The 26,480-nt window shown below is 58.3% G+C and carries 23 protein-coding genes and 1 pseudogene; 13 read left to right on the forward strand and 11 right to left on the reverse strand.

What is annotated here, in order from left to right:
* Positions 1-104: 104 nt before the first annotated feature.
* Together PPTH39_RS13525 and PPTH39_RS13530 are read right to left on the reverse strand one after the other, a co-directional pair.
* Complete coding sequence (locus PPTH39_RS13525; protein ID WP_095038651.1) at positions 105-1,046, reverse strand: FecR family protein; 942 nt, start codon at positions 1,044-1,046, stop codon at positions 105-107.
* On the reverse strand, positions 1,043-1,582 hold the full coding sequence (locus PPTH39_RS13530; RefSeq protein WP_130872077.1) for an RNA polymerase sigma factor: 540 nt from the start codon (positions 1,580-1,582) through the stop codon (positions 1,043-1,045). Before PPTH39_RS13530 ends, PPTH39_RS13525 begins: the two co-directional genes overlap by 4 nt.
* Before the next feature lie 172 nt (positions 1,583-1,754).
* Here PPTH39_RS13530 and PPTH39_RS13535 point away from each other — a divergent pair, with 172 nt between their 5' ends.
* The gene (locus PPTH39_RS13535; protein ID WP_095001804.1) at positions 1,755-2,087 is read left to right on the forward strand and encodes a YegP family protein; all 333 of its coding nucleotides are present in this window, start codon (positions 1,755-1,757) and stop codon (positions 2,085-2,087) included.
* A gap of 154 nt (positions 2,088-2,241) precedes the next feature.
* Here the strand turns inward: PPTH39_RS13535 and PPTH39_RS13540 are convergent, their stop codons facing one another.
* The gene (locus PPTH39_RS13540; RefSeq protein ID WP_130872078.1) at positions 2,242-3,267 is read right to left on the reverse strand and encodes a DUF4917 family protein; all 1,026 of its coding nucleotides are present in this window, start codon (positions 3,265-3,267) and stop codon (positions 2,242-2,244) included.
* A 137-nt stretch (positions 3,268-3,404) separates the two neighbouring features.
* Between PPTH39_RS13540 and yiaY the strand changes: the two genes are divergently transcribed.
* Positions 3,405-4,553: an L-threonine dehydrogenase gene (gene yiaY / locus PPTH39_RS13545; RefSeq protein ID WP_095001802.1), complete on the forward strand. Its 1,149-nt coding sequence runs from the start codon at positions 3,405-3,407 to the stop codon at positions 4,551-4,553.
* Between the two features lie 120 nt (positions 4,554-4,673).
* On the opposite strand, the gene PPTH39_RS13550 is transcribed toward yiaY, so the two are convergent.
* Positions 4,674-6,197, reverse strand: coding sequence for a fumarate hydratase (locus PPTH39_RS13550; RefSeq protein WP_095001801.1), 1,524 nt, complete (start codon positions 6,195-6,197; stop codon positions 4,674-4,676).
* Between the two features lie 350 nt (positions 6,198-6,547).
* Between PPTH39_RS13550 and PPTH39_RS13560 the strand changes: the two genes are divergently transcribed.
* Entirely contained in the window at positions 6,548-7,483 is a 936-nt protein-coding gene (locus PPTH39_RS13560) for an iron-sulfur-binding ferredoxin reductase (RefSeq protein ID WP_130872079.1), read from the forward strand.
* Positions 7,484-7,543: 60 nt separating this feature from the next.
* Here PPTH39_RS13560 and pyk read toward each other — a convergent pair whose 3' ends face one another.
* Positions 7,544-8,995, reverse strand: a complete 1,452-nt coding sequence (gene pyk / locus PPTH39_RS13565) for a pyruvate kinase (RefSeq protein ID WP_088377893.1) — start codon at positions 8,993-8,995, stop codon at positions 7,544-7,546.
* 162 nt (positions 8,996-9,157) lie between these two features.
* Between pyk and PPTH39_RS13570 the strand changes: the two genes are divergently transcribed.
* The 3 genes from PPTH39_RS13570 (at position 9,158) to sbcB (ending at position 11,656) form a co-directional block, all read left to right on the forward strand.
* Positions 9,158-9,538, forward strand: a complete 381-nt coding sequence (locus tag PPTH39_RS13570; protein ID WP_095001798.1) for a tetratricopeptide repeat protein — start codon at positions 9,158-9,160, stop codon at positions 9,536-9,538.
* Between the two features lie 239 nt (positions 9,539-9,777).
* Entirely contained in the window at positions 9,778-10,137 is a 360-nt protein-coding gene (locus PPTH39_RS13575) for a PilZ domain-containing protein (RefSeq protein WP_095001797.1), read from the forward strand.
* 67 nt (positions 10,138-10,204) lie between these two features.
* The gene (gene sbcB / locus PPTH39_RS13580) at positions 10,205-11,656 is read left to right on the forward strand and encodes an exodeoxyribonuclease I (RefSeq protein WP_130872080.1); all 1,452 of its coding nucleotides are present in this window, start codon (positions 10,205-10,207) and stop codon (positions 11,654-11,656) included.
* Positions 11,657-11,732: 76 nt separating this feature from the next.
* On the opposite strand, the gene mvaT is transcribed toward sbcB, so the two are convergent.
* The gene (mvaT, locus tag PPTH39_RS13585) at positions 11,733-12,110 is read right to left on the reverse strand and encodes a histone-like nucleoid-structuring protein MvaT (protein WP_048363549.1); all 378 of its coding nucleotides are present in this window, start codon (positions 12,108-12,110) and stop codon (positions 11,733-11,735) included.
* Between the two features lie 349 nt (positions 12,111-12,459).
* Between mvaT and purU the strand changes: the two genes are divergently transcribed.
* Both purU and PPTH39_RS13595 read left to right on the forward strand, forming a co-directional pair.
* On the forward strand, positions 12,460-13,308 hold the full coding sequence (purU, locus tag PPTH39_RS13590; RefSeq protein WP_095001795.1) for a formyltetrahydrofolate deformylase: 849 nt from the start codon (positions 12,460-12,462) through the stop codon (positions 13,306-13,308).
* A gap of 52 nt (positions 13,309-13,360) precedes the next feature.
* The gene (locus PPTH39_RS13595; protein ID WP_130872081.1) at positions 13,361-13,540 is read left to right on the forward strand and encodes a hypothetical protein; all 180 of its coding nucleotides are present in this window, start codon (positions 13,361-13,363) and stop codon (positions 13,538-13,540) included.
* On the opposite strand, the gene PPTH39_RS23875 is transcribed toward PPTH39_RS13595, so the two are convergent.
* Both PPTH39_RS23875 and PPTH39_RS23880 read right to left on the reverse strand, forming a co-directional pair.
* Positions 13,537-14,301, reverse strand: a complete 765-nt coding sequence (locus tag PPTH39_RS23875) for a methyl-accepting chemotaxis protein (protein ID WP_373557358.1) — start codon at positions 14,299-14,301, stop codon at positions 13,537-13,539. The genes PPTH39_RS13595 and PPTH39_RS23875 overlap by 4 nt on opposite strands.
* A 90-nt stretch (positions 14,302-14,391) precedes the next feature.
* Positions 14,392-15,426 (reverse strand): annotated as a pseudogene (locus PPTH39_RS23880) (HAMP domain-containing protein); the annotation flags it as partial.
* 195 nt (positions 15,427-15,621) lie between these two features.
* Between PPTH39_RS23880 and PPTH39_RS13605 the strand changes: the two are divergent.
* A complete protein-coding gene (locus PPTH39_RS13605) occupies positions 15,622-17,106 on the forward strand; it encodes a helicase HerA-like domain-containing protein (RefSeq protein WP_130872083.1) in 1,485 nt (494 codons plus the stop codon).
* Between the two features lie 64 nt (positions 17,107-17,170).
* Here the strand turns inward: PPTH39_RS13605 and PPTH39_RS13610 are convergent, their stop codons facing one another.
* A complete protein-coding gene (locus tag PPTH39_RS13610) occupies positions 17,171-17,629 on the reverse strand; it encodes a DUF721 domain-containing protein (RefSeq protein ID WP_095001791.1) in 459 nt (152 codons plus the stop codon).
* 307 nt (positions 17,630-17,936) lie between these two features.
* On the opposite strand from PPTH39_RS13610, the gene secA reads away from it, so the two are divergent.
* The 4 genes from secA to PPTH39_RS13630 all read left to right on the forward strand — a co-directional run bounded on the left by secA (position 17,937) and on the right by PPTH39_RS13630 (position 23,698).
* Positions 17,937-20,690 carry a preprotein translocase subunit SecA gene (secA, locus tag PPTH39_RS13615; RefSeq protein WP_095001790.1) on the forward strand — a complete coding sequence of 918 codons (2,754 nt, stop codon included), beginning with the start codon at positions 17,937-17,939 and terminating at the stop codon, positions 20,688-20,690.
* 115 nt (positions 20,691-20,805) lie between these two features.
* Positions 20,806-22,023: a bifunctional glutamate N-acetyltransferase/amino-acid acetyltransferase ArgJ gene (gene argJ, locus PPTH39_RS13620; RefSeq protein WP_095026570.1), complete on the forward strand. Its 1,218-nt coding sequence runs from the start codon at positions 20,806-20,808 to the stop codon at positions 22,021-22,023.
* Positions 22,024-22,124: 101 nt separating this feature from the next.
* A complete protein-coding gene (locus tag PPTH39_RS13625) occupies positions 22,125-22,757 on the forward strand; it encodes a glutathione S-transferase (protein WP_130872084.1) in 633 nt (210 codons plus the stop codon).
* Positions 22,754-23,698: a Nudix family hydrolase gene (locus PPTH39_RS13630; protein WP_095021329.1), complete on the forward strand. Its 945-nt coding sequence runs from the start codon at positions 22,754-22,756 to the stop codon at positions 23,696-23,698. The genes PPTH39_RS13625 and PPTH39_RS13630 overlap by 4 nt, the downstream gene beginning before the upstream one ends.
* Positions 23,699-23,857: 159 nt before the next feature.
* Here PPTH39_RS13630 and PPTH39_RS13635 read toward each other — a convergent pair whose 3' ends face one another.
* Complete coding sequence (locus PPTH39_RS13635) at positions 23,858-24,439, reverse strand: cob(I)yrinic acid a,c-diamide adenosyltransferase (RefSeq protein WP_095001786.1); 582 nt, start codon at positions 24,437-24,439, stop codon at positions 23,858-23,860.
* A 2-nt stretch (positions 24,440-24,441) separates the two neighbouring features.
* Positions 24,442-26,478, reverse strand: coding sequence for a sensor histidine kinase (locus PPTH39_RS13640; RefSeq protein ID WP_095001785.1), 2,037 nt, complete (start codon positions 26,476-26,478; stop codon positions 24,442-24,444).
* Between the last annotated feature and the right edge of the window lie 2 nt (positions 26,479-26,480).

The raw sequence follows: 26,480 nt of genomic DNA on the forward strand, positions 1-26,480 counted from the left end.
GGCAACAAAGGCCAAAAAGACATGCGTTAGCAACGCAGACCGGAGGAAGACGCAGCAAAATGAAAAAACCACATATGCGAATGTAAAATATTCGCATATGTTTTTTAGCGTGGTTCGATACGGATTTTACCGCTGTCCAGCAGCACGGTTTTTACCGGGATCAGGGCGGGCAGGGCTTTGACCAGTGCCAGTGGATCGCTGACATCCAGGTTGCCTGAAACCTTGTAGCCAGTCAGCGGGCCGTCGGCCAACTGAATCAGGCCCGGGCGGTAGAGGTCCAGTTCATCCACCAGGCTGGCCAGTTCGCGATTGCGAAAGGACAGATGGCCGCTGCGCCAGCCCGCCACTTCGCCCGCACTCAACGTCTGTTCTATGAGTGCTCCCCTGTTGTAGTCCCAGGTGGCGCGTTGTTGTGCACCCAGCAGCATTGCTGACCTGGGGTCTGGGATGAACGCAACCTCGCCGTGGGCCACGCTGACCACCAATTGGCGCGAACTGCGGCGTACATCGAACCCCGTGCCGACCACCCGTATGCGCGCCTCCCCGGCATGCACCACCAACGGCTGCTCCTTGTTGGCCGCGACCTCGATGTAAAGCTGGCCCTGGTCCAGATAGATGTCACGCTGGTGGGCGCTGAAGTCCAGGCTCAGGCGCGTGTTGGCATTCACGTTCAGGGTGCTGCCGTCGGGTAGCAATATCGTGCGGGCGCCTTGGGCCAGTGTGCTGACCTGCTGTTGATGCAGCGCCACCGGGGCGCCCAGGTTCAGCGCAAAGACGGCGCAGAGCACGGCGGCAGCAGTGGCCAGCGCAAAGTGTGCGCGCCGGGGCTTGGCAGGGAGGGGTACCGGCGAGTTGATCTGTTCAAGTTCTCCCAGGTCAGCCCACAACGATTCAAATTCGGTATAGGCCCGGGCATGACTCGGGTTGGCATGCCAGGCGTTGAATTGTTCGCAACTGCCTTGGTTGCGGGTATTGCGGTTGCGTGCAAACCAATTGGCGGCCTGTTCATCGATGCTGTCGTCACCGGCCGTGTGAAAAGGGCTCATTGTGTCTGCTCCTTGCCGCTGTCCCGCTGTAGATGTTGCTTGCAGTGCAGCAAGGCCTGGGCAATGTGCTTTTCAACCATGCTCACGGATATCCCCATGCGTTCGGCAATCTGTGCCTGACTCAAGCCTTCAAAACGGTGCAGCATAAGGGCTTCTCGACGCCTGGGCGAGAGTTCTGCAACTACCCTTTTAAGTTGTTCAAGGCGTTGCAGGCGCAGGGCTGCGACCATCGGATCATCCCTGTCATCGCTCAAGGGCTCGACCTCACTTTCACTGTGCTCGCCGTGAGCGGCGTGTCGCACTTGCTGTCGACGCCAGTGATCGCGCAACAGATTGCGCGCCATCTGGAACAAAAACGCCCGGGGCTGTTCGATTTTGCCTCGGTCCTGATAGCCCAGCCATTGGGTGAAAACATCCTGGGTCATGTCGGCTGCATCGCTGGTGTTGTCGGTACGCTTGCGCAGAAAGTGCAAAATTTGCGTATAGAACTCGCGAAAGTGATCGGCCGCGGGCGGATCGGGTTTAAGGCCAGACATGAAGATCCTTATAGACACAGCGATGCAAATAAGCTGCGAATGGTATCGATAACCATTGCTATTTGTCTCGTTGAAATTTCCTGTTTCCTTCATTCCGGTCGATAAATGGATAAATAGCCCATGGGGTCTTTACTGAATAAGTGCAGGAACCTTTAATTTCGGGAGAAAGGCTATGTCGGGTTGGTATGAGTTGAGCAAGACCAGCAGCGGGCAGTTCCGTTTTGTACTGAAGGCGGCGAATGCCGAAACCATTCTGGTCAGCGAGCAATACACCACGCTGGCGGCGGCCAAGGGCGGGATCGCCTCGGTGCAGGTCAACAGCCCGCTGGATGAGCGCTACGAGAAGAAAGTGGCCAAGGACGGCAAGCCATACTTCAACCTGAAGGCGGCCAATCACCAGATCATCGGCACCAGCGAGCTGTACTCCTCGGAGGCCGCGCGGGACAAGGGCATTGCCAGCGTCAAGCACAATGGCCCGACCACGGTGATCAAAGAGAAATTTTGATACCTGAATGTGTGCTCTTGTAACCCTGTAGATACTCTGTTGTAGATCAAACCCTATTGTGGGAGCGAGCCTGCTCGCGAACGACCTTCGCGAGCAGGCTCGCTCCCACAGTTGCAGTTTTTCCTGTTGCCGCTGCTCGTCAGCGGCTACAGGTTTACCGTTCCACAGGTACTGAGTGCCTGGTATCGCCCAACGGATGGGTTTTTGAATCAAAGAAGCGCAGCTCAAGCTTCTTGTCGGCAAACAACGCTGTGTAGTGGTTTTTCTGAAAGCGAATAAAGGCTTCGCTGCGCGGGTAAATCGAGACGCACAGGGTCTTCAGCGGTGCCTGGCGCAAGGCATCGATCAGGTGCTGGTCCTGCTCACCCAGGCTGTGGCCGAAGATGCACAGCGCGTCTTTCTGGGTCAGCAACTGCTCATGACAAAAAGACAGGTAATCGGACTGGCGAATGGATTTTCGCTTGTCTTCGCTGCCGGTTTCGCTGACAAACAGCGGTACGTCGTCCAGGGCGCTGATGGAGTGGTTGATCGCAAAGTTGCTTAGCAATGTGGGTTGGTTGGCTGCCAGCTTGCGCGCCTTGCCTTCCTGGTTTTTCACCAGGTGCAGGGCGCCGTGCAGGTACAGCACACGTGTAGTCCTGCTTTTGGCCAGTGCCGCGGCAGGCTCAAAGGTTGCCTGCGGGGTACCGAACAGGTCGTTGAAACCTTTGGGTGCGTGCATCACGGCCCAGGGTGCCAGCAGGTCATAGTTGGCGCAGTACACCGTGGCGTAGCGCGCCAGTTCTTCGTTCCAGCAGGCCAGGGTTTCGGGCTGCATCAGGCGCCAGGGGATGTGCACGTCCTGGGTACAGTTGATCAGGGCTTCCTTGATTGCGTAGTAGCGTTTGCGCGGCGAGGCCGAGTTGATGGCCAGTGCCTTGTTGACCTTACTTGCGGTTTTCAGGGCGCTGAGTACATGTTCGAAATTGCGCGTGCCGAGGGCCTCGAACACGCTGAGTTCGGTCTGGCTCAGCGGCTTTTCGGCCACGCTTTTGGCTTTTTCAAACAGCGAGTCGTAATAGAAATCATGCCACACGGCCATGCTGGCGCCGTTGCCGATCAGCAGTCCGCTGCACGGGGTGCTGGTGCGTAACTGGTTCCAGTCTTCTAGTTGGGCATCAAATTCCTGGAAGGGGGTCATCGCAAATATCGTCTCAAGGCGTGGGCGGTAGCGGACTTTATCACGCTCAAGTGTTGAGCCAGATCAACATTGCTGCTTTGTGATTGGAGGAAGCTGTGGAGACCGAATTAGCCAATGACCCGCGAAGAGGACTCGACATGACCAGCACTTTCTTTATTCCTGCTGTAAACATTATGGGTAACGGTTGCCTGGATGAAGCCATGACTGCGATTCGCAATTATGGTTTTCGCAAGGCCTTGATTGTGACCGACGCGGGGTTGGCCAAGGCGGGGGTTGCGACGTTGATCGCCGAGAAGCTCGCGTTGCAGGATATTGATTCGGTGATTTTCGACGGCGCCAAGCCGAACCCGAGCATTGCCAACGTCGAGGCGGGCTTGAAGGTGCTCAAGGAGCATCAGTGCGACTTTATTGTGTCGCTGGGTGGCGGCTCGCCCCATGACTGCGCCAAGGGTATAGCGCTGTGTGCCACCAATGGCGGGCATATCCGTGATTACGAAGGCGTCGATCGCTCGGCCAAGCCGCAGTTACCGCTGGTGTCGATCAATACCACGGCCGGCACGGCCAGTGAGATGACGCGGTTTTGTATCATCACCGACGAAGAGCGCCATGTGAAAATGGCCATTGTTGACCGCAACGTGACGCCGCTGCTGTCGGTTAACGACCCTGAGTTGATGGTGGCGATGCCCAAGGGCCTGACTGCCGCCACGGGCATGGACGCGTTGACCCACGCCATCGAGGCATATGTGTCCACGGCGGCCAACCCCATTACCGATGCCTGCGCGATCAAGGCGATGGAACTGATCAGCCAGAACCTGCGTCAGGCGGTAAGCGACGGCAAGAATCTGACGGCGCGGGAGAATATGGCTTACGCACAGTTCCTCGCGGGCATGGCCTTCAACAATGCCTCGCTGGGCTTTGTGCATGCGATGGCGCACCAGTTGGGCGGCTTCTATGATTTGCCCCACGGTGTATGCAACGCGGTGTTGTTGCCCCATGTGCAGACGTTCAATGCCAGTGTGTGTGCAGCCCGCCTGACCGATGTGGCCCATGCACTGGGTGCCGATGTGCGCGGTTTGAGCCCGGAAGAGGGCGCGCAAGCGGCCATTGCGGCGATTCGTACTCTGGCCAAGGATGTCGAGATTCCTGCCGGGCTGCGGGATTTGGGCGCCAAGCTGGATGACATCCCGATTCTGGCCACCAACGCCTTGAAAGATGCCTGTGGTTTTACCAACCCGCGCAAAGCCGATCAGGGGCAGATTGAAGAGATCTTCCGTAACGCGTTTTAACGGCTTGCCCTCACCCCAACCCTCTCCCTCCGGGAGAGGGCCAGGGTGAGGGGGCTTTTGGACAGGCATAAAAAAGGCCGGGTTAATAACCCGGCCTTTTTATTTCTGGCTAAAAAGCGCTTATTGCACTTCTACAGCCAGGCTGTCGCTGATTTTCTTCTGCCAGATCGCCGGGCCGGTGATGTGCACCGACTCGCCTTTACTGTCGACTGCCACCGTAACCGGCATGTCTTTGACATCGAACTCGTAGATCGCTTCCATGCCCAGTTCGGCAAAGGCCACTACACGGGACTTTTTGATCGCCTGGGCGACCAGGTAAGCAGCACCGCCCACAGCCATCAGATACACGGCTTTGTGTTCCTTGATCGCTTCAATGGCGGTAGGGCCGCGCTCGGACTTGCCGATCATGCCCAGCAAGCCGGTCTGATCAAGGATCTGACGAGTGAACTTGTCCATTCGCGTAGCGGTGGTCGGGCCTGCAGGGCCAACCACTTCGTCACGCACCGGATCAACCGGGCCAACGTAGTAGATAAAGCGACCCTTGAGGTCTACCGGCAAGGTTTCACCCTTGTTCAGCATTTCGACCATGCGCTTGTGCGCCGCGTCGCGACCGGTGAGCATTTTGCCGTTGAGCAGGACGGTCTCGCCCGGCTTCCAGCTCTGCACGTCTTCCGGGGTCAGGGTGTCAAGGTTGACACGGCGGGCCGACGGGCCGGCTTCCCAGACGATTTCCGGGTAGGCATCCAGCGGTGGCGCTTCGAGGGCTGCCGGGCCGGAGCCGTCCAGCACGAAGTGGGCGTGACGGGTGGCCGCGCAGTTCGGGATCATGCACACCGGCAGGGACGCTGCGTGGGTCGGGTAGTCCATGATTTTTACGTCGAGCACGGTAGTCAGGCCGCCCAGGCCCTGGGCGCCGATGCCCAGCTGGTTGACCTTCTCGAACAGCTCGATGCGCATCTCTTCGATACGGTTGCTCGGGCCACGCTTGATCAGGTCGTGAATGTCGATGGATTCCATCAACACTTCCTTGGCCATCACTGCGGCTTTTTCCGCGGTGCCGCCGATGCCGATACCCAGCATGCCCGGTGGGCACCAGCCCGCGCCCATGGTCGGAACGGTCTTGAGCACCCAGTCAACGATCGAGTCGGACGGGTTGAGCATGGCCATTTTCGACTTGTTCTCGGAACCGCCGCCCTTGGCTGCCACGTCCACTTCCACGGTGTTGCCCGGAACGATGGAGTAGTGGATCACTGCAGGGGTGTTGTCCTTGGTGTTGCGACGGGCACCGGCCGGGTCGGCCAGGATCGAAGCACGCAGGACGTTTTCCGGCAGGTTGTAAGCGCGACGCACGCCTTCGTTGATCATGTCGTCCAGGCCCATGGTGGCACCATCCCAGCGCACGTCCATGCCGACGCGTACGAATACGGTGACGATGCCGGTGTCCTGGCAGATCGGACGGTGGCCGGTGGCACACATGCGCGAGTTGATCAGGATTTGCGCCATCGAGTCACGGGCCGCTGGCGATTCTTCGCGCAGGTAGGCTTCGTGCATGGCCTGGATGAAGTCCACGGGGTGGTAGTAGGAAATGAATTGCAGGGCGTCAGCAACGCTCTGAATCAGGTCGTCTTGCTTGATCACGGTCATGGGTCGCGCTCCTCTATAAGACGGGAACATACAATCAATAAGGTGTTTGCGACCTTGGTGCATCGGTCTGTCGAAAACATCTTTGCTTGGCATACCGGACACGCATGACCGGTACAAAAACGGCGCGGCAGTATAACCCGGTACTCTCACTGATACACCCGTAGAGGTGCAAACGAAAGTAGGGGGTGGACGAGGGGTGATAAGTTAAACTGTAAAACCACGAAATATATGAAGATCAACTGTGGGAGCGGGCTTGCTCGCGATTGCATCACCGCGGTCATTCAAAAAAACCGCGTCGCCTGCATCGAGAGCAATCCAGCTCCCACAGGCTTACCCTGCGGAGGCCAGCAGTGCCCCAGTTACACGTCGCTGACCAGCACTGGTCAGTTGCCCCGAACACTAACCTGCTCGATGCCTTGAATCAGGTTGGCGTGTCGGTGCCCTACAGTTGCCGGGCGGGCAGTTGCCATGCCTGCCTGGTGCGCTGCGTGCGTGGTGAGCCCGCCGATCTCAAGCCCGAGGCATTGAGTCGGGACCAGCATGAGCAGGGCTGGCGCCTGGCCTGTCAGTGTCAAATTGTCGAAGACCTGCAGATTGAAGCCTTTGACCCGCTGCGCGACGGTGTGCCGGCCCAAGTGGCAGGGCTCGACTGGCTCAGTCCGACGGTGTTGCGCTTGTGCCTCACGCCGCAGCGGGCTTTGCGTTATCGCGCAGGCCAGCATCTGGTGCTGTGGGCCGGCGATGTGGCGCGGCCGTATTCATTGGCCAGCCTGCCCGAAGAAGACCGCTTTCTGGAGTTTCACCTCGATTGTGCGCACCCCGGTGAGTTTGTCGATGCGGCCCGCCAGTTCAAGGTCGGTGACGTTGTACGGCTGGGCGAGTTGCGCGGCGGCGCACTGCGTTATGATCCGGACTGGCAGGAGCAACCGCTCTGGCTGCTGGCATCCGGTACCGGCCTGGGGCCTTTGTATGGCGTATTGCGCGAGGCCTTGCGTCAGGATCATCAAGGCCCGATACGGCTGGTGCATGTGGCCCGCGACAAGGCTGAGCATTACCTCCAGAGCGAACTGCTGGCCCTGTCGGCGGCTTGTCCAGGGTTTGTGATCGAGTACCTTGAACGCCCTCAGTTGCCCGACTACCTGTTACAGATGGGGGTTGTCTCGCGCCAGACCCGTGCCTTGGTCTGCGGTCATCCGGATACGGTCGATGCCTTTGCCAAACGTTTGTTTCTGGCGGGCTTGCCGCGTAATCAGCTGTTGGCCGATGCCTTTTTGACCCGCAGCTAGGCGCACAAAAAAGCCCCGCCTGATCACTCAGGCGGGGCTTGGGATTCAAACCTTGCAGGCTTAAACCATTTTGTCGCCGACATGCAGGATCTTCATGCCGTTAGTGCCGCCGATGGTGTGGTAGCTGTCGCCCTTGGTCAGGATGACCCAGTCGCCTTTTTCCACAACGCCACGCTTGAGCAACTCGTCGATGGCAGCCTGGCTGACCTGTTCTGGCGGCAGCGATGCCGGGTCGAACGGTACGGTGTAGACGCCACGGAACATTGCCGCGCGCGCCTGGGTTTCACGGTGCGGGGAGTAGGCGTAGATCGGCACCGAGGAGCGGATGCGCGACATGATCAGCGGGGTGTAGCCGCTTTCAGTCAGGGCGATGATCGCTTTGACACCCGGGAAGTGGTTGGCGGTGTACATGGCCGCCAGCGCAATGCTCTGGTCGCAGCTTTCGAAGGTTTTACCGATACGGTGGCTGGACGTTTTGCTGGTCGGGTGCTTTTCAGCGCCGACACAGATGCGCGCCATAGCCTGCACGGCTTCCAGCGGGTAGGCACCGGCAGCACTTTCAGCCGAGAGCATCACGGCGTCGGTGTAGTCGAGAACGGCGTTGGCAACGTCGGACACTTCGGCACGAGTTGGCATCGGGTTCTGGATCATCGACTCCATCATCTGGGTTGCCACGATCACTGCCTTGTTGTGGCGACGTGCGTGCAGGATGATTTTTTTCTGGATGCCCACCAGCTCGGCATCGCCGATTTCAACGCCCAGGTCGCCACGGGCAACCATGACCGCATCGCTGGCCTTGATCAGGCCGTCGAGGGTTTCGTCATCGGCTACGGCTTCGGCGCGTTCAATCTTCGCTACCAGCCAGGCAGTACCGCCGGCTTCGTCGCGCAGTTGGCGGGCGTATTCCATGTCGGCAGCGTCACGCGGGAACGACACGGCCAGGTAGTCGACTTGCATTTCGGCAGCCAGCTTGATGTCGGCCTTGTCTTTTTCCGTCAGCGCCGGTGCGGTCAGGCCACCACCGCGACGGTTGATGCCTTTGTGGTCGGACAGTGGGCCGCCGATCAGCACGGTGCAGTGCAGGGCGTCGTCGGTGGCAGTGTCTACACGCATCACCACACGGCCGTCATCGAGCAGCAGCTCGTCGCCGACGCCGCAGTCTTTAACCAGGTCCGGGTAGTCGATGCCGACCACTTGCTGGTTGCCTTCGGTCAACGGATGGCTGGTGGAGAAGGTGAATTGATCACCGATCTTCAGCTCGATCTTTTTGTTGGCAAATTTGGCGATACGAATTTTCGGGCCTTGCAGGTCACCCAGCAGGGCTACGAAACGACCGTGCTTGGCAGCGATGTCACGTACCAGCTTGGCGCGAGCCTTGTGCTCGTCGGGGGTGCCGTGGGAAAAGTTCAGACGGGCAACGTCCAGGCCAGCGAGGATCAGCTGTTCCAGCATTTCCGGTGAATTGCTGGCAGGGCCAAGTGTGGCAACAATTTTGGTTCGACGAACAGACATGCAAAGACTCCTGAGTTCAAGCGCTGCCAAAGGCTACTATGGTCTTTGGCTGTAGTCATTGTTCCTCTGCACTACTTTCTGCTTAAGTTGTGGTGCATCGGGTCTGTTGTCTGAAGAATCTGGCCGTGGGGTCGATACACTGTTATGAACAGGAGATGCCCCATGCGAATCGTGCTCGTTTTAATCTTGGTCGCCAGTGCGACCGGCTGTACCCGTTGGTCGATGAACCATCATTTGAACAATGCCTATCGTGCTTACGACCGGGGCAATTGTGAAACGGTAATGCTTGAGTTGTCCGAGGTTGATCGCGACAGTCGTAGTCGCCCGTACATTTGGCCACAAACAGCTATGCTCCGTGGACTGTGTCTTGAGCGTACGAAGTTTTACTTGGATGCGTCCCAGACCTACCAGTACATCATCAACGAATTTCCCAAGAGCGAGTACGCCTACCGGGCCAAGGCTCGGATCGAGACATTGCGCATTCTCAGGTTCATCCCGGGCCCCGGCACTACTGCCCAGGCAGTGCCTGTAAGCATTCCATGATGGGCGAAATTTAAACTGGTCATTTGTGCCCGGTTGGCTAATATCAAATTCGTTCGAGTGTTTTTTGTTTCTCTTGGTACACAAACGGATTACTCGCTCTGTCGCTGCTTGATATGTCGAGCTTCAGGTGAAGATGGCGGGCAGATCTACACGTGACTGTTGGCCCGGATGTGGGGGACAGGGCGTTTCGAGACGCCAGCGCGGCCATGCTGAATGGCCTCTCTATAGTGAAGTTGAACATGGTTATCGAACGGCTTATCCAGCGGCACCAACTGACGTTTTTCCTGAAAGTGTTCAATCGGTTCACGGACAAGCCTATTGGCTATCTGGGCAATGTGTCTGATGGCGGGTTGATGCTGATCAGCCAGTTACCGATGTTGGTCGACGCCAATTTCGAGTTTCGGATCAAGCTTCCCGGTGCCGATGGGGAGGTGCAGTTTATCGACCTGACAGCGCGTTGCCTGTGGTGCCGTGAGGATCTAACGCCGCATTATTACGATTCCGGGTTTATCCTGTATCAGCCACCCGCCGAGTACAGCGGTTTGATCAGTGCCTTGCAGCGCTACTTCAGCTTCCAGCCCCTGCAAGCCTCTGCATAGCCCCGGGGCTGGTCTTGCCCGGGTTTGAGCGCCTAGACTGTCCGGGTCTACTGCTCAGGAACACCCCGTGACCTCTATCTTCTGGTACGACTACGAAACCACCGGTATCAACCCGCGCTGCGACCGGGCGGTGCAAGTGGCCGGCATCCGCACCGACCTTGAACTCAACGAGATTGATCAGCCGGTCAACCTCTATTGTCAGCCAAGCGACGATATCCTCCCTCATCCCATGGCCTGCCTGATCACCGGCATCACGCCCGCTCGTCTCGAAGACAAAGGCCTGGGCGAAGCCGAGTTCATGACTCGCACCCATGCCCAGCTGGCCCTGCCCGGCACTTGCGGGGCGGGCTACAACTCGTTGCGCTTTGATGATGAGGTAACGCGCTACAGTCTCTACCGAAACTTCTTCGACCCTTATGCGCGTGAATGGCAGGGTGGCAACAGTCGCTGGGACCTCATTGATGTGGTGCGAACAGCCTATGCCCTGCGGCCTGAAGGCATCGTCTGGCCAGAGGAAGAGGGGCGGGTGACGCTCAAGCTTGAACGGTTGACGGCGGCTAACGGGATTGATCATGGCCAGGCCCACGATGCGTTGTCCGATGTACGGGCAACCATTGCGCTGGCCCGGCTGATTCGTGACAAACAACCCAAGTTATATGACTGGTTATTCCAGTTGCGCAGCAAACAACGTGTGCTTGATCAAATTCGGCTATTGCAGCCCATGCTGCATATCTCGGGGCGTTTTTCCGCGGCCAGACATTATGCCGGTGTGGTCTTGCCGCTGGGTTGGCACCCAAAGAATCGTAATGCTCTGATTGTCTACGACCTGCACTTAGACCCTCAGCCTTTACTGGAGATGGACGCCGCAGCGTTGCGCAAGATGCTCTATACCCGGCGTGGAGATTTACCCGACGGTCAATTACCCATTGGGCTAAAGCTGATTCAAGTTAATCGTTGCCCGGTGGTCGCCCCCTTGAATGTAGTGCGTGCCCAGGACCAACAGCGATTGCAACTGGACATGGACCTCTATCACGCGCGAGCCCGGAGCCTTGTTGAGGCTCAGCAAGTTTGGCAGGAAAAGTTGTCGGCCATTTATGCCCGCGAAGACTTTACCCCCAGTGAAGATCCGGAGCAGCAATTGTATGACGGGTTTATTGGCGATCGAGACCGTCGCCTGTGTGAGCAGGTCAGGCACAGTGACCCGGAGCAATTGGCCAAAGATACATGGCCATTTGATGATGAGCGCTTGCCCGAATTATTGTTTCGATACCGCGCCCGAAACTTTCCTCATACCCTGAGTGAACAAGAACAGCAGCGTTGGCATATCTTCTGCCAGCAGCGTTTGTCGGATCCGGCCATGGGTGCGCCTTTGACCCTGGACAGCTTTATGCAGGCAGCAGATGAGCTGTCGCGCAGTGCCACGCCGGCCCAGCTAAAGCTTTTGGGCGAATGGCAGCGCTATGCCCAGGCATTGAGCCGGCGTGTCGGGCTGAGCCCGCCCGCCGAGAGTGCGGACTAAAACACAGGCAATAAAAAACGCCAGCATGCTGGCGTTTTTTAGTGGCATCGCAAAATAGTTGCGGGCCCGGTGTCACTTAGTCGAGCAAAGTAGCCCAGCCTTCAACCACGTCGCCGCCCCACTTGGCTTTCCACTCTTTCAGAGTTTTGTGGTTGCCACCTTTGGTTTCAATCACTTCACCATTGTGTGGGTTTTTGTATTGTTTAACCTTACGGGCACGTTTGGTGCCGGTGGTTTTAACAACGCCGCGAGGTGCTTTGCTAACTTTGGATTCCGGATCCAGCAGAGCGATGATATCGCGTAGCGATTTTTGGTATTCGCCCATCAGCGTGCGCAGTTTGCCTTCAAATTCCAGCTCGGTTTGAAGTTTGTCGTCTTCGGACAGGTTCTTCAGGCGGGCTTGCAGTTCTTTGATGGCTTCTTCGGTTGCACGATATTCGTTGATCAAGGACATGAGGATAACCTTATGTTGAAAAGGATGTCAGGGAGACAGTGGCGCAATAGTAGTCAGACAGTTACTGCAAGTAAACATGAAAGGGCTATTTAATTTAAAATTTTATTCATTAACTTTGCCCTCGAGAATATGCGCGCTATTAAATACACCGCGCTACAGTGAGGTTAATATGGACGATCAATAACATCGGCAAGTGTCCGTCCATTGCAGTGCAGGCCACGTCGATGCTGGTGTGGCACCTTTGGTGCGCGACCCGATGGCGCAGGTGCCGAGCAGTAACGAATACTGCAGTTTTGCTGCGCACTCGCTAGAATGGCGGCCTTAGTAAAGTTTTTGGAGTTTTCCCCTCATGCGCACTTTTCGGTTGGTGATTGCGTGCCCCGACGGCGTCGGCATTGTCGCCAAGGTCAGCAATTTCCTTGCCTCCCACAATGGCTGGATCACTGAAGCAAGCCACCACTCGGACGACCAGAGCGGTTGGTTCTTTATGCGTCACGAGATTCGTGCCGATTCCCTGCCGTTCGGGCTGGAGGCGTTTCGTGAGGCATTTGCCCCGATCGCCGAAGAGTTCTCGATGGAGTGGCGCATTACCGATACGGCGCAGAAAAAACGCGTGGTATTGATGGCGAGCCGCGAATCCCACTGCCTGGCAGATCTGCTGCACCGCTGGCACAGCGATGAACTGGACTGCGATATTTCCTGCGTGATCTCCAATCACGACGACCTGCGCAGCATGGTCGAGTGGCATGGCATCCCGTTCTATCACGTACCGGTTGACCCGAAGAACAAGGAGCCGGCTTTCGCCGAAGTCTCGCGTCTGGTCAAGCACCATGCTGCCGAAGTGGTGGTACTGGCCCGTTACATGCAAATCCTGCCACCTGACCTGTGCAGCGAATATGCCGGCCAGGTCATCAATATCCACCACAGCTTCCTGCCGTCGTTTGTCGGCGCCAAGCCTTATCACCAGGCCTCGATGCGGGGCGTGAAGCTGATCGGTGCAACCTGCCATTATGTGACTGAAGAGCTGGATGCCGGTCCTATCATCGAGCAGGACGTGGTACGTGTCAGCCACAGTGACAGCATTGAGGATATGGTGCGTTTCGGCCGTGATGTCGAGAAAATGGTACTGGCCCGTGGCTTGCGTTATCACCTTGAAGATCGCGTGCTGGTGCATGGCAACAAGACTGTAGTGTTCTGATCGACACCGTGGGAGCGAGCCTGCTCGCGAAGGATTGCCGGCGGAGGATGTGATGAGCGATCCACTCGACAAGGCGACATCCAGTGCTCCACCGACCTTGGGTGAGGGCTGTCTGAGTCGCTATGACCCGGATGCCCTCAGCCCCGAGGACGGCACCGACTTCCCCGGTGCCGCCGAGCTTTGGGCGCAGGAGCTAGACGCTGCAGGCATGCAGCGTGTGTCTGAAGCCTAAATCCTGAAACTGCCCACCAGATGCTTCAGGCGGGCAGCCTGCTGTTCCAGATCGGAACACGCGCGAAGGGTTGATTGAAGGTTTTCGACGCCTTCCTGATTCAGCGTATTGATCTCGGTAATGTCCATATTGATCGACTCGACCACCGAGGTTTGTTCCTCGGTTGCCGTGGCGACAGACTGGTTCATGCCGTCGATTTCACCAATGCGTTCGGTCACGCTGATCAGGCGCTCGCCCGCGCGGTTGGCGATTTCCACGCTGTCCTGGCTGTGACGCTGGCTTTCTTCCATGGTGCTCACTGAGCCTCGGGCACTGATCTGCAATTCTTCGATCATTTTCTGCACTTGCTGCGCCGATTCCTGGGTGCGGTGTGCCAGGTTGCGCACTTCATCGGCGACCACGGCAAAGCCACGCCCGGCTTCGCCAGCACGAGCTGCTTCAATGGCGGCGTTAAGGGCCAGCAGGTTGGTTTGCTGGGAAATGCTGGTAATCACCTCCAGGATTTGACCGATATTCACCGTCTTGTCGTTAAGCGACTCGATATGACCGCTGGAAGTGCCAAGCATTTGCGACAGCTTCTGCATCGAGCTGATACTGCGTTCGACCACTTCCTGGCCTTCCTCGGCAAGGCTGCGTGCATCGCTGGCCTGGTGCGAGGCCTGGGCGGCGTTGCGGGCGATCTCCTGTGCGGCGGCGCCCAGTTCGTTGATAGCAGCGGCGACGCTACTGGTGCGGCTGGCCTGTTCGTCAGAGTTGAGCATCGATGAGTTGGAAGCGCTGACAACCCGCAGGACCACCTCGTTGACCTGGCCGGTGGCCGAGGCCACTTCGCTGATGGAAGCGTGAATGCGCTCGACAAAACGGTTGAATGCGCTGCCCAGGGTACCGAATTCATCCTGGGACTCCACCACCAGGCGGCGCGTCAGGTCGCCTTCGCCTTCGGCAATATTCTGCATGGCGCGGGTCATCACGTGCAGCGGTTGCATCAGCAGGCGAATCAACAGGCCGAGCAGGGCGATGATCGAAGCCACGGCGATAACCGTGGCAATGATTGCCGACGTACGGAACTCACTGAGCGCTGCGAAAGCCTGCTGCTTGTCAACCGACAGGCCGATGTACCAGTTGGCTGAGCCCAGCCCTTTGATCGGGGTGAAGCTTACGATCCGGGTTTTGCCATTGGCCTGGATCTCGCTGAACGCAGTGGTGATCGCGGGAGTGTCCTGCGGATAGATGTCCTTCAGGTTCCTGGTGGCCAGGCTCTTGTCCGGGTGCACCAGGATTTCGCCGTCGGCATTGATCAGAAAGGCGTAACCCATGCCGTTGAAATTCAGCGCGTTGATGCTGTCGGTGATGGCTTGCAGGGTCATGTCGGCGCCGACCACACCCAGGGTTTGAGAGCCCTTTTTTACCGGGGCCGCGATGGTAATGACCATCTGTCCGGTGGCAGCATCTATATAGGGTTTGGTCAGGCTGGAGCTGCTGCTGTTGAACGCATCCTTGTACCAGGGCCGGGTGCGCGGGTCGTAGCCGTCAGGCATCTTGCTGTCAGGGCGAATGGTAAATCCGCCTTGGCTGTCACCAAAATAAACCGACATAAAGGTACTGCTCAGGGTTTTTTGTTCCAGCAGGCTGGCCACCTGGGCGGGCTCTGGAGTCAGGGCGATGGATTCAGCGAGGTTTTGCGCCAGCAGGATCCGGCCACCGAGCCAGGTCTGAATGTTATTGGCCGTGACACTGCCCATCTCGTGCAGGTAGTTGTCCAGGTTGTTGCGGATGGCGTTGCGTTGCAAGTAGTCGTTATACAGCGTAAATAGCGAAAAGGCGGCTATTACGATCAGGGACGCGGCAAGCAGGATTTTATGACTGAAACGCAGGTTTTTATTCATGGCTTGAAGGGTCCGCTAAGGTCTAAAAGTGTGCGACATACACTCTGGTAAAACGCGCGCTCTACACAGCACTGCCTGAACAGGGCAAGTTGGCTGTTGATCAAGCCGCTTTACCACGCTAAATCCGGTTTTATGTGGTCTAGCATTCAGTGTGTATCGACCCGCGATCGCTAAAGATTAATCAAAGGTGGCAAAATGCCTGACTCTTCTGCTCTAGTAATCGGCGCTGACCTTTCGGCTCAGCCCATCGCGCAGTCCTTGCGCCTGGCCAATCGCCACGGTTTAGTGGCGGGAGCCACGGGCACGGGTAAAACCGTTACGCTTCAGCGGCTGGCTGAACAGTTCAGTGATGCCGGGGTGGCCGTCTTCGCCGCCGACATCAAGGGTGACTTGTGCGGCCTGGGTGCGGCCGGCAATCCCCAGGGCAAGATTGCCGAACGGATCGCGGGAATGCCCTGGCTCAATTACCAGCCCAAGGCCTATCCGGTTACTTTGTGGGATATCCAGGGCAAGATGGGTCACCCATTGCGCACGACCCTGAGTGACATGGGGCCGTTGCTGCTGGGCAGCCTGCTGGAGCTGACCGACAGCCAGCAGTCGGCCCTCTATGCCGCCTTCAAGGTGGCGGATCGGGAAGGGTTGTTGCTGCTTGACCTTAAAGACCTCAAGGCACTGCTCAATCACCTGCGTGACAACCCACAAGTGCTTGGCGATGACGCGGCCCTGATGACCACGGGCTCCAGCCAGGCGTTGTTGCGCCGTCTGGCAACCCTTGAGCAGCAGGGTGCAGAAGCCCTGTTTGGTGAGCCGGCACTGCAGCTCGACGATATTTTGCAGCCCGCCAGCGACGGGCGCGGGCAGATCCATCTGCTCGATGCCAGCCGCCTGGTGCATGAAGCGCCCAAGGTCTACGCAACGTTTCTGTTGTGGTTGCTGGCGGAGCTTTTCGAACAGTTGCCCGAGCGCGGCGATGCAGACAAGCCTTTACTGGCGCTGTTTTTCGACGAAGCGCATCTGTTGTTTGCCGGTACGCCAAAAGCATTGCAGGACCGGCTGGAACAAGTGGTCAGGTTGATTCGTTCCAAGGGTGTAGGGGTGTATTTCGTCACTCAATCACCGGCGGACTTGCCCGATACGGTGCTGGCACAGTTGGGGTTGCGTATCCAGCACGGGCTGCGGGCCTTTACGGCCAAAGAGCAGAAATCCCTGAAAGCTGTGGCAGACGGCTTTCGCCCCAATCCGGCATTCAGCGCGCTGGCCGTACTGACGGAGCTGGGCACGGGGGAGGCTCTGGTGGGCATGCTTGAGGAAAAAGGCACGCCGGCGATGGTTCAGCGGGTGCTGATTGCGCCACCGCAATCGCGTATAGGCCCGCTGACGGAGGCCGAAAGGGCTGCATTGATCAGCCGTTCAGCGCTGCAGGGGCGTTATGACAAGCCCGTTGATCGAGAGTCGGCTTATGAAATCCTCATGGCCCGCAAAGGCGTGGCGCCGCAAGATCAGGCGCAGACACAGGCTGCACAGCACGAGCCGGGGTTTCTTGATCAGGCGGGAGACTTTTTGGGCACGACAGCAGGCAAGGCCTTGCAGTCGATGGCGCGTCAGGCGGCGGGTCAGATGGGCCGTCAGCTGGTGCGCGGGCTGTTGGGGTCGTTACTGGGTAACAGCAAGCGCAAATAAATAACAAGACTGCAACTGTGGGAGCGAGCAGGCTCGCTCCCACAATGGGGCTTGATCAGGAGGATCAGTCGGGTTTTGGCCGCGCGTGGCTGGCCAGGCGTTCAAGGGCCGCGCGCAAGGCCGGGTCGGTAATGCCATCGGCCGTTGCCTGGATGGTCTGGGCGGCATCGACGGACAAATCCAGCGTATGCCCCGCGACCTTGGCCTGTACCGTGGGCGGCTGCACCTTGAACAAAATGCGGGTCAGGCTGGCGAACTCGTCGAATGCCTGCAGTTGGCGCAGCAGGCGCTTTTGCTGATAGCGCAGGCGAGTGGCCCAATGGCCGTCGGTCACGATCAGCAACAAACTCCCTTCACGCCATGAGGCAACGTGACAATGCTCCCGTGCAGCGGGCTGAAGCTGGCTTTCAAGCAGGCGTTGCAGGTGTGCCAGGCGCTTGGCATGGCCGAAAATAGCTTTTAGGGGCTTGGCCTCGCGGAGCAGGACGGAGGGTGCCCGTGCTGGATGTGGGCGAAATGCCATGTTCAAACACCTGATAAAACAGAGCTGCAATCTTAGCAGATGCCTGCCTCTCACTGGTCCGGGCTAAGGTAAATCTGAATTTATTTATGAAATCAATGAGTAACTTCTTGTGCAAACGGGTTGAAGTTCAGCAAAAAGCCCTTATTTTAGGGAGGCCCCTTCACAACGCAGTACCAGTATCGTGGAATAACGCCACTTTCCTCACCGCCGTTTCCGGGTAGAATGCTCGTTCGCATGCGGCCATCAGGGCTGCTCGGGCGACTCTCGGGGCCGCCCTCCATCCCTATGTGTGGAAGATCCTGCCGATATGTTTGCGCCTTTGTTAAAGAAACTTTTTGGAAGCAAGAACGAGCGCGAAGTTAAACGCATGCTCAAGACAGTACAGGTCGTCAATTCCTTCGAAGAGCAGATGGTTGCCCTGACCGATGAGCAATTGCGCGCCAAGACCGAAGAGTTCAAGGCCCGCATAGCCAAAGGTGAGACCCTCGACCAACTGCTGCCAGAAGCCTTTGCGGTCTGCCGTGAAGCCGGCAAGCGTGTCATGGGCATGCGTCACTTCGATGTACAGCTGATCGGCGGCATGACCTTGCATGAAGGCATGATCGCAGAAATGCGTACGGGTGAAGGCAAGACCTTGGTAGCAACCCTGGGCGTTTACCTCAACGCATTGTCGGGCAAGGGCGTTCACGTGGTAACCGTGAACGACTACCTGGCTCGCCGGGATGCCAACTGGATGCGCCCGCTCTACGAGTTCCTGGGCCTTACGGTCGGTGTCGTGACACCGTTCCAGCCACCTCAGGAAAAGCGCGAAGCCTATGCTGCCGATATCACTTACGGCACCAACAACGAGTTCGGTTTCGATTACCTGCGTGACAACATGGCTTTCAGCATGGAAGAAAAATTCCAGCGCGAGCTTAATTTCGCCGTAATCGACGAAGTCGACTCCATCCTTATCGATGAAGCCCGTACTCCGCTGATCATCTCCGGTCAGGCTGAAGACAGCTCCAAGCTGTACATTGAAATCAACAAGCTGATCCCTCGCCTTGAGCAACACATCGAGGAAGTGGAAGGCGAAGTCACCAAGGCTGGCCATTTCACCATCGATGAAAAGACCCGCCAGGTTGAGCTGAACGAAGCCGGTCACCAGTTCGTTGAAGACATGCTGACCCAGATCGGCCTGCTCGCCGAAGGCGAAAGCCTGTACTCGGCGCACAACCTGGGCCTGTTGACCCACGTGTACGCTGCACTGCGCGCCCACAAGCTGTTCCATCGCAACGTTGAATACATCGTTGAAGACGGTCAGGTATTGCTGGTCGACGAACACACTGGGCGTACCATGCCGGGTCGTCGTCTGTCCGAAGGCCTGCACCAGGCGATCGAAGCGAAGGAAGGCCTGAATATCCAGGCAGAGAGCCAGACCCTGGCCTCGACCACCTTCCAGAACTACTTCCGCCTGTACAACAAGCTGTCGGGCATGACCGGTACAGCAGACACCGAAGCGTTTGAATTCCACCAGATCTACGGTCTGTCGGTAATGGTCATCCCGCCGAACAAGCCGCTGGCGCGTAAAGACTACAACGACCTGGTGTTCCTCACCGCGGACGAGAAGTACGCAGCAATCGTGGCCGACATCAAGGACTGCATGGCCAAGGGTCGTCCGGTGCTGGTGGGTACGGCAACCATCGAAACCTCCGAGCACATGTCCAACCTTCTGAAGAAGGAAGGCATCGAGCACAAGGTTCTGAACGCCAAGTTCCACGAAAAAGAAGCAGAAATCATTGCACAGGCCGGTCGTCCGGGCGCGTTGACCATTGCAACCAACATGGCCGGTCGTGGTACCGACATCCTGTTGGGCGGCAACTGGGAAGTGGAAGTAGCCTCCCTGGAAAACCCGACACCTGAGCAGATCGCGCAGATCAAGGCCGACTGGCAAAAACGTCACCAGCAGGTGCTGGAGTCGGGTGGCCTGCATGTGATCGCTTCCGAGCGTCACGAATCGCGCCGTATCGACAACCAGCTGCGTGGCCGTGCCGGCCGTCAGGGTGACACCGGTTCCAGCCGTTTCTACCTGTCGCTGGAAGACAGCCTGATGCGTATCTTCGCCTCTGATCGGGTGAAGAACTTCATGAAGGCCTTGGGCATGCAGTCCGGCGAAGCGATTGAGCACCGCATGGTGACCAACGCGATCGAGAAGGCCCAGCGCAAGGTTGAAGGTCGCAACTTCGATATCCGCAAGCAATTGCTGGAGTTCGATGACGTCAACAACGAACAGCGTAAAGTGATTTATCACATGCGTAACACGTTGCTGGCAGCCGACAACATCGGTGAGACCATCGCCGACTTCCGCAAGGATGTACTGGACAGCACCGTAAGCGCTCATATTCCGCCACAATCGTTGCCGGAACAGTGGGACGTCAAAGGTCTGGAAGCGGCCATCGAAAGCGGCTTCGGGGTGAAACTGCCGATCCAGCAATGGCTCGACGAAGATGATCACCTGTACGAAGAAACCCTGCGTGAGAAGCTGCTGGCTGAATTGATTGCAGCTTACAACGAGAAAGAAGAGCAGGCCGGTGCTGAAGCACTGCGCACGTTCGAGAAGCAGATTGTGCTGCGCGTTCTGGATGACCTGTGGAAAGACCACCTGTCGACCATGGACCACCTGCGCCACGGTATCCACTTGCGCGGTTATGCGCAGAAGAACCCGAAGCAGGAGTACAAGCGCGAGTCGTTCAACCTGTTCTCCGAGCTGCTTGATTCGATCAAACGCGACTCGATCCGTGTGTTGTCCCACGTACAGGTTCGTCGTGAAGACCCGGTCGAAGAGGAGGCGCGCCTGCGCCAGGAAGCTGAAGACCTGGCTTCGCGCATGCAGTTCCAGCATGCTGAAGCGCCGGGCCTTGACCAGCCGGAGGCAATGGCCCAGGTGCTGCAAGGTGCTGACGTCGAAGATGTTGTGGCGGCAACCGAGCCTGTTCGTAGCGAGCAGAAGCTGGGTCGCAACGAGCTGTGCCACTGCGGCTCGGGCAAGAAATACAAGCACTGTCACGGGCAAATCAACTAAAGCCCGCTTCACCTGCTGAAACACCTGCGCCGCGACCGGCATTAGCCGTCGCGGCGTTTTACCATTGAATTCCCGTCCTTTTGCGGCGGCGCACAGAACTTTTTAGGAGCGCGTCATGGCTGTTGGTCTTGGTCCTTTGCCTGTTTTGCACCCGGTGGCCGGTTTTGAACTGGGTATCGCTTCTGCCGGTATCAAGCGCGCAGGGCGCAAGGACGTGGTGATTATGCGCTGCGCCGAAGGCTCCAGCGTGGCGGGTGTTTTCACCCTGAATGCGTTTTGCGCGGCCCCTGTGATTCTGGCCAAACAACGTGTGCAAGGCCCGGTTCGCTATTTGCTGACCAACACGGGCAATGCCAACGCCGGTACCGGTGAGCCGGGGCTGATCGCTGCAACCCGGACCTGCGCCAGGCTGGCTGAACTGACCGGCGTTGATGCCAGTGCCGTGCTGCCGTATTCCACCGGGGTGATCGGCGAGCCGCTGCCTGTCGAGAAGATCGAAGGCGCATTGCAAGCCGCGCTGGACGATTTGTCCGAGAACAACTGGGCCGAGGCTGCAACCGGCATCATGACCACCGACACCCTGCCAAAGGGTGCCAGCCGTCAGTTCGAGCATGAAGGCGTAACCATCACCGTGACCGGTATCAGCAAGGGTGCGGGCATGATTCGTCCAAATATGGCCACCATGCTGGGCTACATCGCCACCGACGCCAAAGTTGCCCGCGACGTGTTGCAAAACCTGCTGCTCGACGGTGCGAACAAGTCGTTCAACCGCATCACTATCGATGGCGATACTTCGACCAACGACTGCTGCATGCTGATTGCCACCGGCAAGGCTGCCCTGCCTGAAATTACAGAAGCCAGCGGCCCGCTGTTTGCCGCGTTGAAACGGGCGGTGCTGGAAGTCTGCATGGAGGTGGCGCAGGCCATCGTGCGTGACGGTGAGGGTGCGACCAAGTTTGTCACCGTTGAAGTAAATGGCGGCGCCAATCACCAGGAGTGCCTGGACGTGGGGTACACCGTTGCACACTCGCCGCTGATCAAGACCGCGCTGTTTGCCTCGGACCCGAACTGGGGCCGCATTCTGGCTGCAGTGGGCCGCGCAGGCGTGCCGGATCTGGACGTCAGCAAGATTGACGTGTTCCTGGGTGAAGTGTGCATTGCCAGCGGCGGCGCCCGTTCGGCCACTTACACCGAAGAGCAGGGCTCGGCAGTGATGGCTCGCGAAGAAATCACCATCCGCATCGAATTGGGTCGTGGTACCTGCAGCGAGACTATCTGGACCACTGACCTGTCCCACGAATACGTGAAAATCAACGCCGAGTACCGTACCTAAGTCGTCTCGACATCACGGGGTTGTCAGCCGATCCTGCGCGGGCAGCACCGTGATGCCTTGAGGGCATCAGATTTACCCCCTAATTCTCAAGGTGTCTGTGTATGAGCTTCCACCTGATCATTGGCGACAAGTTGCACTCTTCGTGGTCCCTGCGTGGCGCGCTGGCGCTGGATCTGGCGGGTGCTGCCTACACCGAGACACTGATAAAACTGGGTCAGCCGGATACCCGGGCACTGATTCTGCAACACTCGGCAACGGGTAAAGTACCGTTGCTCAAGACCGAACATGGCACCATCGCTGACTCGCTGGCGATTGCCGAATATCTGAATGAGCGTTTCCCTGCGGCCCAGTTATGGCCTGCAGATATCAAGGCACGGGCCCAGGCCCGATCGGCTTGCGCGCAAATGCACAGCGGCTTTTTTGCGTTGCGGGGCAATCTGCCATTTGATTTGAGCCATGATCAGGCGCTGGTACCCATGCCGGCCGAGACTCAGGCCGACATCGAGCGCATCATTGCCTTGTGGGCAGAGTGCCGTGCTGTGGCCAGCGAACGCGGGCCGTACCTGTTCGGGCGGTTGAGTGTGGCTGATGCGTTTTTCGCGCCGGTGGCTGTGCGCCTTCGCACTTATCGCGTGGAGCTGTCAGCAGAAGATCAAGCGTATATCGACGCCATTTATCAATGGCCTGCGTTCAAAGCCTGGCAACAGGCCGGATTAGAGGAAGTACAAGGGTGAAACGAGTTCATGTGGCTGCGGCCGTTATCCGAGGCACAGACGGCAGCATTCTGATCGCTCGTCGCGCTGACACTCAGCATCAGGGCGGTCTGTGGGAATTTCCCGGCGGCAAGGTCGAGGCCGGGGAATCGGTCGAAGCTGCACTGGCGCGCGAGCTGAAAGAAGAGTTGGGCATTACGGTCGAGGTGGCCCGGCCTCTGATCAAGGTTCAGCATGACTATCCGGATAAGCAGGTTCTGCTGGATGTATGGGAAGTTTCGGCGTTTTCCGGCGAACCTCATGGCGTAGAAGGTCAGCCACTGGCTTGGGTCAGTCAGCGCGAGTTGGTGGACTACAGGTTCCCTGACGCCAATCAGCCCATTGTGGCCGCTGCCCGCTTGCCCGATCAGTACCTGATTACGCCGGATGAACTGGAGACCCCTGAGCTGTTGCGCGGTATCCAGAAGGCGATTGCTGGCGGGATCAGGCTGATTTCGTTGCGTGCCCCCAATGGGTACGACCCCAAGTACCGCGACCTGGCGGTGGACGCGACCGGCTTGTGTGCCGGCAAGGCGCAGTTGATGCTCAAGGGGCCGTTGGAGTGGTTGGGGGATTTTCCTTCGGCCGGCTGGCATCTGACGGCCGCGCAATTGCGCAAGTACGCCGCCAAGGGTCGGCCATTGCCAAAAGACCGCTGGCTGGCTGCTTCATGCCATAACGCCGAGGAGCTGGCGCTGGCTGAACAGATGGATGTGGACTTCGTGACCCTGTCGCCGGTGCTGGCGACGCAGACCCACCCTGATGCACAGCCACTGGGCTGGGAGCAGGCGCAGCAATTGATCGCCAATTTCAGCAGGCCGGTATTTTTGCTGGGTGGGCTCGGCCCGGATGATCGCCAGCAGGCGTGGCAGATCGGTGCCCAGGGCGTGGCGGGTATTCGGGCGTTCTGGCCGCAGGTTTGATGTGATTCGGAGGCTGTTGCGGGTCCCGCGACGGCATGCACGTTCTGTTGGTTGTGGGAGCGAGCCTGCTCGCGAACGACCTTCGCGAGCAGGCTCGCTCCCACAGATTCAGTTTTTCCTGTAGTCGCTGACGAGTAGAGCGACTACAAATGAACGACATCAAGCCTTTGGTTTGGCAGCCGCCTGCCACAGGATCTCTGCAACCCCCTGGCGCTTGGCAATCAGGCGCGCGGCGACAAACAGCAAGTCAGACAAGCGATTGATATACGCCAGCCCCACACCTGCCAGTGGCTCCAATGCATTGAGCTGCTGGCAGCGGCGTTCGGCACTACGTGCCAGGCTGCGGCAAACATGGGCCTGGGCTATCAGGCTCGAGCCGCCGGGCAGAATGAAGTTCTCCAGTGGCCCCAGCTCCTCATTCCAGCGATCGATCGCAGTTTCAAGCCGTTCGATCTCGGCAGCGTTAAGTGCCTGATATTCCGGCATCGCCAACTCACCCCCCAGGTCAAACAAACGGTGCTGACACGGCTCAAGCACCTCGATCAGCTCGTTGAGCCCCGGCTGGCTGGCACTGTGCTCGATGAGCCCGGCCAGGAGCAGGCCGACCTGGCTGTTAAGCGTATCGACTTCGCCGATGGCTTCTATGCGCGGGTGATCCTTGGGCACACGGCGACCGTCGCCAAGCCCTGTTTCGCCCTTGTCGCCGGTGCGGGTATAAATTTTCGATAAGCGAAAGCCCATGGTTACATTTCCACGTTGGTTGGTTCGGGGGAGGCCGGCTGGTTGCCGGCCAAGGGCAGGCGCAGGGTAAAACAGGTGCCTTGGCCCTGGGTTGAGTGCACTTCCATTTGGCCCTTGTGGTTGTTGGTAATGATGAAGTACGACACGGACAGGCCAAGCCCTGTGCCCTGGCCAACTTCCTTGGTGGTGAAGAAGGGCTCGAAAATTCGTTTGCGCACCGCCTCGGGCATACCGGCACCGTTGTCTTCGACCTGTATTTCCGCCCAGGGCGGGTTGAGCCTGGTGCGCAGGGTTATGCGTCCCGGCTCGCTCTGATCGGCACGTTGATGAATGGCCTGGGCGGCGTTCTTCAGCAAATTGAGCAGCACCTGCTCCAGTTCGTTGGGGATGCCGGGCACCGGTCCCAGTTGCGGGTCGAACTGGCGAGTGATGGCTTGTCCCATAAAGTCAAAACCAATGGCCAGGTCGAAATCATTGCTGGCGATGTCCAGAGCCTGGTCAATCAGGGCCGACAGATCACAGGGGCTCATCTGCCGGTTGCTGCGGCGGCTGAAGCTGAGCATATGGGTGACAATTTTCGCCGCGCGTGCACCGGCCTGTTGAATGCCATCCAGTAGTTGCGGGATTTCCCGGGCCTGCAGGTAGTGGTTGACCACCTCCAGGTCGATGCCGGTCTGCTCGGCTTGTTCGATGTTCTTGGGCAACTCGCTCGACAGGCGCCTGCGAATGTTCTGTACGTTATGCAGGATCGCTCCCAGCGGATTGTTGATTTCGTGAGCCATACCGGCAGCCAGCCCGCCTACGGAAAGCATTTTTTCCGATTGCACCATCATGTCTTCCAGCGACAGGCGCTGGGTGATGTCATCGATGCGGATCACCACGCCGCGTCCACCACCGCCCATCAGGGGGTAAAAGGTCAGGGCATAGTGGCGGGCTTCCTCGCCCTGATTCCAGGTAACGCGTTCAATTTTTGCGACCTGGTGGTGCTCAATGGTGTCTTTGAGTTGCGGCAGGAAGGGCTTGAGAGGTTCAAATGCCAGCTCGATGGGCTTGTTCAGGGCTTCATCCAGCTGCGTGCCGGAGAGGGCGCTGGCTTCCTGGTTCCATTGGGTGACATAGAGCTGTTCGTCCAGTGCAATCAGCGCCGAAGGCATGGAGTCGATGATGCAGTTGAGGTAGTTCTGAAAACCGGTAAGTTTTTTCTCGATTTTGCTGCGTACCTGGACTTCCAGTTCCAGCTTGCGATTGGTGTTGCGGGTTTCTTCGGCCAGCGACTGCGCTTGATCGTACGCCTGGCGGGCCTCGTCCCGTGCGCGCTTGAGCGCTTGATCGCGTACTTCAATGCGCGACAGCATGGTGTTGAATGCCTCAGCCAGGCTACCGATTTCGTCGTTGTTGCCGGGCGCCGCGCGCAATGCGTAGTTCTCCTCGCGAGTGACCTGGCGGGACAGTTCTTCAAGGCGGTGAATAGGCTGGGTAATCAGGCGCTTGATCTGCCGCGCCACCACGAACCAGAGCAAAGCGCTGATGATCAGAATGCCCAGGCTGGCCGTTAGCGTGCCGGTATAGAACGCCATTGGCAGTTCGCTGCTGGCGATCAGCAACAAATGCCCGGGGGGCTGGTCGCCGTTATGCAGGCGGGTGATTTGATGGCTGCGCAGTTCGGTGAGGCTCCAGGCCTCAAGTTGACGATAGTGCTCCGGAAGTGGCAGGTGTTCGCCGTGTTGCAGTTGTCCCAGCAGGTTGCCCGCGCTGTCATAAATGGCGGCAGCACGCAGGGGGGCGTAGCTGCCGATCTCGTTGAGCAGGGCTTTGGCGCTTTGCGGCGAGTCCAGTGCGTGGGTGATCAGGTCGGGGTTTGCGGTCAGCTTGCCCAGGGTTTGCAGGGCTTGCGGAGCCGTGCTCTCGTGGGAGATCCAGTACGCGACGCTGATAAACGTCAAGTTGGCCACCAGCAATACGGTGGCCAGCAAGGCGAGCAGGGCGGTCAGCAGCTTCTGGCCTACCGGGAGGTTTTCAAGGCGCTGGCGCAAGGGCATGA

Source organism: Pseudomonas bubulae (assembly GCF_900618535.1).
In the GTDB taxonomy this organism is placed as follows: domain Bacteria; phylum Pseudomonadota; class Gammaproteobacteria; order Pseudomonadales; family Pseudomonadaceae; genus Aquipseudomonas; species Aquipseudomonas bubulae.

Excerpts from the sequence above, each read along its gene's own strand:
- yiaY (WP_095001802.1), top strand. The coding sequence starts at position 3,405 with ATGACCAGCACTTTCTTTATTCCTGCTGTAAACATTATGGGTAACGGT.
- pyk (WP_088377893.1), bottom strand. The coding sequence starts at position 8,995 with ATGTCTGTTCGTCGAACCAAAATTGTTGCCACACTTGGCCCTGCCAGC.
- secA (WP_095001790.1), top strand. The coding sequence starts at position 17,937 with ATGTTTGCGCCTTTGTTAAAGAAACTTTTTGGAAGCAAGAACGAGCGC.
- PPTH39_RS13605 (WP_130872083.1), top strand. The coding sequence starts at position 15,622 with ATGCCTGACTCTTCTGCTCTAGTAATCGGCGCTGACCTTTCGGCTCAG.
- PPTH39_RS23875 (WP_373557358.1), bottom strand. The coding sequence starts at position 14,301 with ATGCTCAACTCTGACGAACAGGCCAGCCGCACCAGTAGCGTCGCCGCT.
- PPTH39_RS13535 (WP_095001804.1), top strand. The coding sequence starts at position 1,755 with ATGTCGGGTTGGTATGAGTTGAGCAAGACCAGCAGCGGGCAGTTCCGT.
- purU (WP_095001795.1), top strand. The coding sequence starts at position 12,460 with ATGCGCACTTTTCGGTTGGTGATTGCGTGCCCCGACGGCGTCGGCATT.
- PPTH39_RS13625 (WP_130872084.1), top strand. The coding sequence starts at position 22,125 with ATGAGCTTCCACCTGATCATTGGCGACAAGTTGCACTCTTCGTGGTCC.
- mvaT (WP_048363549.1), bottom strand. The coding sequence starts at position 12,110 with ATGTCCTTGATCAACGAATATCGTGCAACCGAAGAAGCCATCAAAGAA.
- PPTH39_RS13525 (WP_095038651.1), bottom strand. The coding sequence starts at position 1,046 with ATGAGCCCTTTTCACACGGCCGGTGACGACAGCATCGATGAACAGGCC.
- PPTH39_RS13575 (WP_095001797.1), top strand. The coding sequence starts at position 9,778 with ATGGTTATCGAACGGCTTATCCAGCGGCACCAACTGACGTTTTTCCTG.
- argJ (WP_095026570.1), top strand. The coding sequence starts at position 20,806 with ATGGCTGTTGGTCTTGGTCCTTTGCCTGTTTTGCACCCGGTGGCCGGT.
- PPTH39_RS13640 (WP_095001785.1), bottom strand. The coding sequence starts at position 26,478 with ATGCCCTTGCGCCAGCGCCTTGAAAACCTCCCGGTAGGCCAGAAGCTG.
- PPTH39_RS13610 (WP_095001791.1), bottom strand. The coding sequence starts at position 17,629 with ATGGCATTTCGCCCACATCCAGCACGGGCACCCTCCGTCCTGCTCCGC.
- PPTH39_RS13570 (WP_095001798.1), top strand. The coding sequence starts at position 9,158 with ATGCGAATCGTGCTCGTTTTAATCTTGGTCGCCAGTGCGACCGGCTGT.
- PPTH39_RS13540 (WP_130872078.1), bottom strand. The coding sequence starts at position 3,267 with ATGACCCCCTTCCAGGAATTTGATGCCCAACTAGAAGACTGGAACCAG.
- PPTH39_RS13550 (WP_095001801.1), bottom strand. The coding sequence starts at position 6,197 with ATGACCGTGATCAAGCAAGACGACCTGATTCAGAGCGTTGCTGACGCC.
- PPTH39_RS13595 (WP_130872081.1), top strand. The coding sequence starts at position 13,361 with ATGAGCGATCCACTCGACAAGGCGACATCCAGTGCTCCACCGACCTTG.
- PPTH39_RS13635 (WP_095001786.1), bottom strand. The coding sequence starts at position 24,439 with ATGGGCTTTCGCTTATCGAAAATTTATACCCGCACCGGCGACAAGGGC.
- PPTH39_RS13530 (WP_130872077.1), bottom strand. The coding sequence starts at position 1,582 with ATGTCTGGCCTTAAACCCGATCCGCCCGCGGCCGATCACTTTCGCGAG.